This window comes from Parasphingorhabdus sp., from assembly GCF_049667325.1.
GTDB lineage: Bacteria > Pseudomonadota > Alphaproteobacteria > Sphingomonadales > Sphingomonadaceae > Parasphingorhabdus.
This window is the reverse complement of sequence record NZ_JBATHY010000025.1, coordinates 1-8,412: the sequence shown is the minus strand read 5'-3', so window position 1 is coordinate 8,412 and position 8,412 is coordinate 1. Positions and strand designations below refer to the sequence as shown.

General features: G+C 57.5%; 9 protein-coding genes and 2 pseudogenes. 9 read left to right on the top strand and 2 right to left on the bottom strand.

What is annotated here, in order from left to right; translation table 11 throughout:
- Together WBM93_RS01140 and uvrB are read right to left on the bottom strand one after the other, a co-directional pair.
- Window positions 1-271, bottom strand: a pseudogene (locus WBM93_RS01140) (methyltransferase); the annotation flags it as partial.
- A 114-nt stretch (window positions 272-385) separates the two neighbouring features.
- Window positions 386-2,563 (bottom strand): excinuclease ABC subunit UvrB, encoded by a 2,178-nt coding sequence (gene uvrB / locus WBM93_RS01135; protein ID WP_424427313.1) that lies wholly within the window; start codon window positions 2,561-2,563, stop codon window positions 386-388.
- A gap of 139 nt (window positions 2,564-2,702) precedes the next feature.
- On the opposite strand from uvrB, the gene WBM93_RS01130 reads away from it, so the two are divergent.
- The 9 genes and pseudogenes from WBM93_RS01130 to tolB form a co-directional block, all read left to right on the top strand.
- Window positions 2,703-3,245: a DUF3617 domain-containing protein gene (locus WBM93_RS01130; RefSeq protein ID WP_424427311.1), complete on the top strand. Its 543-nt coding sequence runs from the start codon at window positions 2,703-2,705 to the stop codon at window positions 3,243-3,245.
- Window positions 3,246-3,412: 167 nt separating this feature from the next.
- On the top strand, window positions 3,413-3,805 hold the full coding sequence (locus tag WBM93_RS01125) for a VOC family protein (RefSeq protein ID WP_424427309.1): 393 nt from the start codon (window positions 3,413-3,415) through the stop codon (window positions 3,803-3,805).
- Between the two features lie 25 nt (window positions 3,806-3,830).
- Window positions 3,831-5,174: an amidohydrolase gene (locus tag WBM93_RS01120; protein WP_424427307.1), complete on the top strand. Its 1,344-nt coding sequence runs from the start codon at window positions 3,831-3,833 to the stop codon at window positions 5,172-5,174.
- 2 nt (window positions 5,175-5,176) lie between these two features.
- Window positions 5,177-5,524 carry a TraR/DksA family transcriptional regulator gene (locus WBM93_RS01115; RefSeq protein WP_424427305.1) on the top strand — a complete coding sequence of 116 codons (348 nt, stop codon included), beginning with the start codon at window positions 5,177-5,179 and terminating at the stop codon, window positions 5,522-5,524.
- A gap of 84 nt (window positions 5,525-5,608) precedes the next feature.
- Window positions 5,609-6,076, top strand: a complete 468-nt coding sequence (locus WBM93_RS01110; protein WP_424427317.1) for a YbgC/FadM family acyl-CoA thioesterase — start codon at window positions 5,609-5,611, stop codon at window positions 6,074-6,076.
- A gap of 64 nt (window positions 6,077-6,140) precedes the next feature.
- Entirely contained in the window at window positions 6,141-6,788 is a 648-nt protein-coding gene (gene tolQ, locus WBM93_RS01105; protein ID WP_424427315.1) for a protein TolQ, read from the top strand.
- Between the two features lie 2 nt (window positions 6,789-6,790).
- Window positions 6,791-7,243 (top strand): protein TolR, encoded by a 453-nt coding sequence (tolR, locus tag WBM93_RS01100; RefSeq protein WP_424427304.1) that lies wholly within the window; start codon window positions 6,791-6,793, stop codon window positions 7,241-7,243.
- Window positions 7,244-7,258: 15 nt separating this feature from the next.
- The gene (locus tag WBM93_RS01095; protein WP_424427302.1) at window positions 7,259-8,047 is read left to right on the top strand and encodes a cell envelope biogenesis protein TolA; all 789 of its coding nucleotides are present in this window, start codon (window positions 7,259-7,261) and stop codon (window positions 8,045-8,047) included.
- Window positions 8,048-8,057: 10 nt separating this feature from the next.
- Window positions 8,058-8,412 (top strand): annotated as a pseudogene (tolB, locus tag WBM93_RS01090) (Tol-Pal system protein TolB); the annotation flags it as partial.

Below are 8,412 nucleotides of genomic sequence, written 5' to 3'. Positions count from 1 at the left end.
TGATTTCACTATAATAGCCGCCGCCAGCGAAAATATCGAGCACGGTATCTCCGGTTTCGAGGCCCATGAAGGCCAGCACTTCTGCCGGGCTACGACCCTCGTCCAGTTTGACATCCGCTTCTTCCCGGCCGGGATCCGACACCGCTGATGCGAAATCAGGCGCCGTTTCTGCTGCCGCCACCTCCGACAAAGCGGATGAAGATCCGGCATATACTGGAGCGCCAATCGCCAATGCAGATGTCGCCAATGTTAAAAAGATCGATGCACGCATGATTTTCTCTCCCCAGGATGTCGGGAGCAGCATGGACCGGTCGAGGGGTTCGCACAAGCGCCGGGGATGCCGTTGGTCTATCAAGGCAGGTCGTTAATCGAAACGGGTGCGTTGCTACATCTTCCGTTGCGTCTTTCCATAGCCCATTTTCCGCGTCCCCGGTCGTCCCTCTGTCGACCTGCCTTTCGGCTGTGCCAACTGCAGGTCGGCTGGCAGGCCCAGCTCTTCCGCCTCCAGTTTGCGGATCTCGTCGCGCAGACGGCCGGCGGTCTCGAACTCCAGATCAGCCGCCGCATCGCGCATCTGCTTCTCGAGACTCTGGATATGCGCTCTGAGATTATGGCCAACGAGAGGCTTGCCGTCGTCAGTGACCGCGCCGGTGACCATATCCTTTGCCGTGGCATGGGCGATGATGTCGCCGATATTCTTCCTGATCGATTGCGGGGTGATACCGTGTTCGAGATTATATTCGACCTGCTTTTCACGACGGCGGTCGGTCTCGCTGATCGCGCGTTCCATCGATCCGGTCATCCGGTCGGCATAGAGAATGACCCGTCCATCGACATTACGGGCAGCCCGGCCAATCGTCTGGATCAGCGAAGTTTCACTGCGCAGAAAACCTTCCTTGTCGGCGTCGAGGATCGCGACGAGGCCGCATTCCGGAATGTCTAGCCCTTCGCGCAACAGGTTGATGCCGACCAGCACGTCATAGACGCCGAGCCGGAGATCACGGATCAGCTCGATCCGTTCCAGCGTCTCGACATCGCTGTGCATATAGCGGACCTTGATCCCGGCCTCGTGCATGAATTCGGTAAGATCCTCCGCCATCCGCTTGGTCAGCGTGGTGATCAACGTACGATAGCCTTGCGCCGCGACTTTCCGGCATTCGTTGATCACATCGTCGACCTGATCCTCGACCGGCTTGATCTCCACCGGCGGGTCGATCAGCCCGGTGGGACGGATCACCTGTTCGCTGAACACGCCACCGGTCTGCTCCATCTCCCATTTGCCCGGCGTCGCGGACACGCTCACCGTCTGCGGCCGCATCGCGTCCCACTCGTTGAACCGCAGCGGGCGGTTGTCGATACAGCTGGGCAAGCGAAAGCCATATTCCGCCAGGTTGATCTTGCGGCGGTGGTCGCCCTTGGACATGGCGCCGATTTGCGGGACCGTCTGGTGGCTTTCATCGACGAACAGCAAAGCATTGTCCGGCAAATATTCGAACAGGGTCGGCGGCGGTTCACCCGGCAAACGTCCGGTCAGAAAGCGCGAGTAATTTTCGATTCCCGCGCAGCTACCGGTCGCCGCGATCATCTCGAGATCGAAATTGGTCCGCTGTTCCAGCCGCTGATGCTCGATCAGCTTGCCTTCGGCTTCCAGCTCCTTCAGCCGAACCCCGAGCTCGAATTTGATCGCTTCCATCGCCTGCTTCATCGTCGGCCCCGGCGTGACATGGTGCGAATTGGCGTAGACCCTGACCCGGTTCAGGCTCGCGCCCTTCTTGCCGGTCAGCGGATCAAATTCGACAATCTCTTCAATCTCGTCGCCGAAAAAACTGATCCGCCAGGCCATATCCTCATAATGCGACGGGAATATTTCGAGATTGTCCCCGCGCACCCGGAAAGTGCCGCGGGCGAAGGCCATATCATTGCGCTTATATTGCAACGCCACCAGCTTGCGGATGATATCCCGCTGGTCGACCGATTGGTCTTTCTTAAGATCGAATATCATCGCCGAATAGGTTTCGACCGAGCCGATGCCGTAGAGACAGGATACCGAGGCCACGATGATCACGTCGTCGCGCTCGAGCAGCGAGCGGGTCGCGCTGTGCCGCATCCGGTCAATCGCCTCGTTTACCGAGCTTTCCTTCTCGATATAGGTGTCAGACCGCGCGACATAGGCTTCGGGCTGGTAATAGTCATAATAGGAAACGAAATATTCGACAGCATTGTCGGGGAAGAAGCTCTTGAACTCGCCGTACAGCTGCGCCGCCAGTATCTTGTTGGGGGCCAGTATCAGGGCGGGCCGTTGCAGCTCGTCGATGATCTTGGCCATGGTGAAGGTCTTGCCCGATCCGGTAACCCCGAGCAGCACCTGATCGCGCTCTTCTTCGAGCATCCCGGCGACCAGTTCCTTGATCGCTTCCGGCTGATCACCGGCCGGCTCAAAATCGCTGACCAGCTTGAACGGTCTGCCGCCTTCCGATTTGGCGGGGCGATTGGGTTTATGCGGGACGAAATCCTCGCCGGTATCCGGCTCCGCCAGGCCTCTTCTGATTACCAATTCTGTCATGTCGCCGATATGGAACAAAAAGGGTCCAATGTCATCCCCGGAATGGCGTTTTCCGGAGATCGGGACGATAGAAAATTTACTTCGGAGGCACACCGGTTTATGGCGGGTTCCGGGGCACCAATATTGAGGGAATATTCTTGTGAGAAAATTATTAATTTCAGTGGCTATACTCGGCCTGATAGGCGGCTGTGCGGACAAAGGCGCTGACAAGGACGGTGACGGCAAAATCACCGCGGACGAAGTTGCCGAAGAAATGAACAAAGTCACGCTCGAGCCCGGTGAATGGGAAAATACCGTAGAAATCGTGGATGTGAAAATCGAGGGCCTGCCCGATAATGTGCCCGCCGGTGTGATGGACAGAATGAAGGGCAAGGTGACAACCTCGAAGTCCTGCATCACCGAGGAGGAAGCCAAAAACCCGGGCGCGCAGTTTTTTGCCGCTCAGGAAAAGACCAATTGCGAGGTCAAGAAATTCAACATGAGCGGCGGCGCCGTATCCTCCGAAATGTCCTGTAGCGACATGGGTGGCACCCCCGGCGATATGACGATGAAGATGGACGGCCAATATGGACCGAGCAGCTATGAAATGACCATGAATATGGATGGCGGTGCGGCGGGTATGAAAATGAACATATCCTCCAAGAGCAGCGGCAAACGGATCGGCAGCTGTCCGACCGGATGATCCTGATCATATAGGAAATAAATGATATGGAGGCAGGAGCGACAAGCTCCTGCCTTTTTTTTGGCACCGCAACATGATCTCGCAGGTCATTGCATCTAAGTTTCCGACTGATAAGTTTCACGCCAAGACCGAATCAATCACCCCGAATGATGATCAGGAGAGAATATATGATCGGATATGTAACGCTCGGCACCAATGATCTTGAAAAGGCGCACGCCTATTATGATGCGCTGCTCGGCGAACTGGGCGCAAAACGCCTTATGGAACTCGAGGAGAATGGCTTCACGCTATACGGCGTTGACATGACCACGCCGTCGATTGCGCTGACCAAACCCTATAATGGAGAAGCCGCGCAGCCGGGCAATGGCAATATGATCGCGCTGCAGATGAAAGAACGCGGACAGGTCGACAGCTTCTATCACAAGGGTCTCGAACTCGGCGGGAGCGACGAAGGCGCGCCCGGCGTCCGCGGTGATGAAGGCCCGATGGCCTTTTATGCCGCCTATTTCCGCGATCCGGAAGGTAACAAGCTTTGCGCATTTCGTCTGGGTCCTGCATAAGCGAGAAAAATACAGGGAGAGAAACATGAAACATCTTTTGGCCTTGGCTGCGACAACCGCCTTGATCTGGACCGCGCCGGTGTTGGCACAAAATAGCTCGACGTCACCCGATCTGGCTGCTGCCATCGCAGCGGATTATGACAAGGAGCTCAAAGCCCTGTTTCTCGATTTTCACCGCAATCCCGAACTTTCCTATAAAGAGACCCGCACCGCCGCGATTATCGCCCAGAAATGGCGCGCTGCGGGTTTCACCGTTACCGAGAAAGTCGGCGGTACCGGTGTCGTCGCGGTTATGAAAAATGGTGAAGGCCCGACCCTGATGCTGCGCGCGGATATGGACGGCCTGCCACTCGTTGAAGACAGCGGGCTGGACTATATGTCGACCGCGAAGCAGATTAGCATCGACGGCGAGCAAAAGCCGGTCATGCACGCCTGCGGCCATGATGTGCATATCACCTCGCTGATCGGCACTGCGCGGCAAATGTCTGCGATGAAGGACCAATGGGCCGGCACATTGGTATTGGTCGCGCAACCCGCCGAAGAACGCATCGGCGGGGCCAAGCTGATGATGGACGACGGGCTTTACTCACGCTTTCCCAAGCCCGATTTCGCCATGGCCTTTCACGTTTCTGCGGACACGCCGACCGGCAAGCTCTCCGTTCGCGAAGGCATTTCAAGCAGCTCTTCCGATAGCGTCGACATCATCGTCCACGGCGTCGGTGCCCATGGCGCGGGGCCGCACCGGGGCAAGGACCCGATCGTGATGGGCGCTCAGATCATCATGAACCTGCAGACCATTGTCAGCCGCGAAATTGACCCGCTCAAACCCGGCGTGATCACCGTCGGATCGTTCCACAGCGGCTTCAAGCATAATATCATTTCCGACAAGGCGGTGATGCAGTTGACGGTCCGTTCGGATGACGAAGACACGCGGGCGAAGCTGCTCGAGGGCATCAAACGCATCGCGACCAATGTCGGCCGGATGAACGGATTGCCGGACGACAGATTGCCGGAGGTACTGGTGTCGAAGGAATCGACCCCGGCCAATTATAATGATGTGGCAATGACCCAGCGGGTGAAGAGTGTTTTCGCCGCCCGCTTTGGCGAACAGGTGTTCGACAACAAACCCCGCGAAGGCATGGGTGCGGAGGACTTCGCCTATTTTGTCCAGCCCAATACTGATGTTCCGGGCGTGTATTTTTCCGTCGGCGGGACGCCGCAGGCCGATTTTGATCGCGAAAAAGCCGGCGGCGCGCCGGTGCCCTCGCATCACTCGCCATTTTTCAAGATTGCCCCGCGCGAATCCGTCACGCTGGGAACCGAAGCGATGACGGCAGCGGCGCTGGATTATCTGACGCCGCAAAAATAATCATGGCGGAGGAAATTTCACCGGCGCAAACCAAAACTCTGCATCGAAGCCTGATCGAGAAGCAAGCGGAGTTGAAGGCGCTTGATCTGGAAGCGGCAAGCTGGCGAAATACGGTCGAGCTCGACCAGCAAAGCGTGGGCCGGCTGTCCCGGATGGACGCGATGCAGCAGCAGGAAATGGCTCATGCCGAAGCGCGGCGGCGGACCAGTGATATCGCGCGGATCGAAATGGCCCTGAAGCGGATCGAGCAGGATGAATATGGCTGGTGCGCGGAATGCGGGGAACCGATTGCCATTCGCCGGCTGAAGATCGATCCAGCAGCGGCATTGTGCATCGGTTGCGCGCGCTAGGCCACTTGACTCGGATTTACGCCGAACGGAAAAACGGGCTTGGTTTTCCGGCTTCCCCCCGCACTGACACGAGGCTATTGTGATATTGTGACCATTCCTCCAGATATTCGCCCGCATGACGGACGCTTTGTAAGCGGGAAGCATTATTTCGCCTGCCGTGTCTATTTCGAAGACACCGACTTTTCCGGAATCGTCTATCATGCCAATTATCTGCGCTATATGGAGCGCGCCCGTTCAGACATGCTCCGTCAGCTAGATATGGACCAGAATGCGGCCTATGAGAACGGCGAAGGCGTCTATGCGGTGGTTGACCTCACCATGAAATATCTCTCGCCTGCCAAGCTGGATGACGATCTGGTCGTGATCAGCACCGTCGAGACTCTCCGGGCCGCCAGCGTCATTATCGATCAGACAATCATGCGCGGTTCGGACCAGATTACGTCAGCATCTGTTCACGCCGCTTTTCTTACCCCTGCCGGACGGCCCAGACGGCAACCGAAATCGTGGACAAAGTCATTCGCTAGCGTCATGGAACAGGCGGATATGAAATGAAGGATATCAGAATTTGCTAGACCAACTTTCCCTCGGAGCGACAACCGGCAGTTTCTCGCCATTCATGCTCTTTCTGGAAGCCGATATTGTCGTCAAGACGGTGATGGTCGGGCTGCTACTCGCCAGCGTGTGGACGTGGACGATCATTGTCAGCTTTGGCATGAACATCGCGCAAATCGCGCGCAAATCCGACAAATTCGAACAGGCATTCTCCAAAGCCGAAAATATCGACCGGTTTTTTGACCAACATGGCAAGTCCAGCCTGCCCAGCGCGAAGGTCCTGGCAGCCGGTGTCAAGGAATGGCGCCGTTCGACCGCGAGGGGGCCCGTCGACCGTGAAGGCACCCGTCAGCGCCTGGCCAGCGCAATGAACGCGACGATAGCCCAGGAAGTGGACCGGATTGCAGACCGGTTGAATTTCCTTGCCACGGTCGGCAGTGTCGCTCCCTTTGTCGGTCTGTTCGGTACGGTTTGGGGAATCATGCGCAGCTTCTCGGCGATTGCCGCGGAACAGAATAGTTCGCTGGCGGTGGTTGCGCCCGGCATCGCCGAAGCCCTGTTCGCCACGGCAATCGGTCTGTTTGCGGCCATTCCGGCGGTTATCGCCTATAACCGCTTCTCGCATCGCCTCAACAAGCTGGAGGCCCGCATGGGCCGCTTTGCCGAAGGCTTCCATGCAACGCTCAGCCGCGAACTGGAGCTTGGAGACTGAGCATGGGAATGAATATGGGATCCGGAATCGGGCGGCGTGGCGGTAGTCGCGGGCGTGCTCCGATGGCCGAGATCAACGTCACCCCCTTTGTCGATGTAATGCTGGTATTGCTGATCATTTTCATGGTGACGGCGCCGTTGCTTGTTGCGGGCGTGCCCGTCGACCTGCCCGAAAGCCGCGCCAACGCGTTGGAACAGGAGCAGGAACCGGTGCAGATTTCGATCGATAGCGAAGGCCGGGTGTTTATCGAAGACGAAGAGCTCAGCCGAGGTGCGCTGGAGACCCGGTTGCGCAATATTGCAGCCGATCAGAATCCGGAAGATCCGCGCCAGATCATGCTGCGCGGAGACAAAACGCTCGATTACGGATTGATCATGGGCGTGATGGGCGAACTCAATCGCGCCGGACTGAACCGGGTTTCGCTGGTCACTACAGGTTCATCCGAGACACCATAATAGTGGACCGCTGATATGGAGAAAGCTGAAAAAATTGGCTTGGGAATAGCGGCTGCGGGTCATGTGGCCCTGTTTGGCGTGCTTTCACTCAGCATCCTCAACACAACCAATGACGCGTTTCGCAACAAGCCGATCGAGGTGATGATTGCCGATGAGGTGGGACTCGAAAGCGCGGCTCCCGATCCGGCCAAAGTCACCCCGGCGACCAGCGTGGCACCAGAACTTGGTGCGCCTGAAGAAAGCAGCTTTGTCACGGCGGAGCCGTTACCCGAACCACCGAAAACCGAAGCCAGACCGAAACCTGCGGTCGCGCCGGCTCCAGTATCCCGGGAACCACGCCGGCGGCCGGACAAACCGGCCAGCACCACCGCCAGGTCCACGCCAAAACCACAGCCAAAACCGCGGGGTTCGCGATTGGGCGATGATTTCCTGAAAGGTGTCACCGACGCGCCTTCTGTCAGCCGGAACCAGAATATCGCGGCGGAAAAGGCTTCTCCTGCAGCTGTTGCCTCGCTGGAACGCGAGTTGTACCGGTTGATCAAACAGAAGTGGCGTCCACCGACAGGTGCCGATGCCGAGCTTCTCCGCACCAAGGTCACGGCACGTCTTGATAGCAATGGCCGGATCATCGGCAGACCGACGGCGACAACAACCGGCATTACACCGAGCAACCGGTCGCAAGTCGATGTCCATCAGGAACGCGCCATTGCTGCGGTGCAGCTTGCTGCACCTTTCACGACATTCCCGGAAAAATTTTATGACGAATGGAAGGTTATCGAACCTGTCCTGTATCTTGGTGTCTAGGAGACCACTTATGCATTCCGCCGCCCCCTATATCCGAACATTGGTCCTTGGCATCATCGCCTGCCTGGGAATGACCGCAACCGCGCACGCCCAACTGACTGTTGATGTCGACAATAGCGGATCGGAGGAGTTGGTCATTGCGGTTCCCGGTCTGCCTACGCCGCAAAGCGTGAACACGCCGGCAGGCAATACTACGGAACTGGGAGGCAAGATCAGCGACGTCATCGTCAGCGACCTGCGGTCCAGCGGATTGTTCAAGCCGGTTGGTCGCAATCAGGTGCGCGGGATCAGCTACTCTGAAGTAACCGCCCCCCAATTTCCTTATTGGAGCGGCACCAGCGCCTCGGCGTTGATTCAAGGTTTTA

Bases quoted from the DNA above. Each gene is read 5' to 3' on its own strand.
- uvrB (WP_424427313.1), bottom strand. From the start codon at position 2,563: ATGACAGAATTGGTAATCAGAAGAGGCCTGGCGGAGCCGGATACCGGC.
- WBM93_RS01125 (WP_424427309.1), top strand. From the start codon at position 3,413: ATGATCGGATATGTAACGCTCGGCACCAATGATCTTGAAAAGGCGCAC.
- WBM93_RS01120 (WP_424427307.1), top strand. From the start codon at position 3,831: ATGAAACATCTTTTGGCCTTGGCTGCGACAACCGCCTTGATCTGGACC.
- WBM93_RS01115 (WP_424427305.1), top strand. From the start codon at position 5,177: ATGGCGGAGGAAATTTCACCGGCGCAAACCAAAACTCTGCATCGAAGC.
- tolQ (WP_424427315.1), top strand. From the start codon at position 6,141: ATGCTCTTTCTGGAAGCCGATATTGTCGTCAAGACGGTGATGGTCGGG.
- tolR (WP_424427304.1), top strand. From the start codon at position 6,791: ATGGGAATGAATATGGGATCCGGAATCGGGCGGCGTGGCGGTAGTCGC.
- WBM93_RS01095 (WP_424427302.1), top strand. From the start codon at position 7,259: ATGGAGAAAGCTGAAAAAATTGGCTTGGGAATAGCGGCTGCGGGTCAT.